Source organism: Pseudonocardia sp. TRM90224 (assembly GCF_021245725.1).
GTDB lineage: Bacteria > Actinomycetota > Actinomycetes > Mycobacteriales > Pseudonocardiaceae > Pseudonocardia.
The window spans coordinates 1-558 of the sequence record NZ_JAJGSX010000109.1; the positions used below are offsets into that span (position 1 = coordinate 1).

The 558-nt window shown below is 63.4% G+C and carries 1 protein-coding gene and 1 pseudogene; both read right to left on the minus strand.

What is annotated here, in order from left to right:
- Positions 1-193: pseudogene (locus LL648_RS43605) on the minus strand (hypothetical protein); the annotation flags it as partial.
- A 56-nt stretch (positions 194-249) separates the two neighbouring features.
- Positions 250-558, minus strand: a 309-nt coding sequence (locus LL648_RS43610) for a transposase (protein ID WP_232668865.1), incomplete at its 5' end; no start/stop codon positions are given.

The window sequence follows — 558 nt, forward strand, 5'->3', positions numbered from 1 at the left end:
CTAGCAGGCCGTGCTCGTCCCGCAATTCGGCCTGCATCCGCGGTGAACCGTAGGTGCGCCGCCGGTCTCCGTCCCTTCGCATGTCGTGGAGGTGTTTGAGAATCATGTCGTTCTCCTGGGCGCGCAGCGAGGGCGGCCGGCCGAGCCAGTCGTAGTAGCCCGATCGCGACACACCCAATACCCGGCAGGCCACCGCGACATCGACGTGAATGTCGGGGTCGTCGGCGAGTTCACGGACCAGCGGGAACGCTAGTTTGGGAGAACGTTCTCACGAGCGAAGTAGGCGGCAGCTCGTTTCAGGATCTCGACTTCCATCTCGAGTCGCCGTTTCTCACGGCGCAGCTCGACGAGTTCCTTCTTCTCCGTGCTCGTCAGCTTCGGGGCATCGGCGCCGGCGTCGTCGATGTCAGCCTGGGCCATCCAGTTACGCAGACACGACTCTGAAATGCGCAGATCCTTCGCCAACTCAGCGACAGGTTTGGCCCGCTGTCGGGCCAGCTCGACAGCACGCTGACGGAACTCCGGAGGATGAGGAGCAGGCACGAGGACATCCTTGCT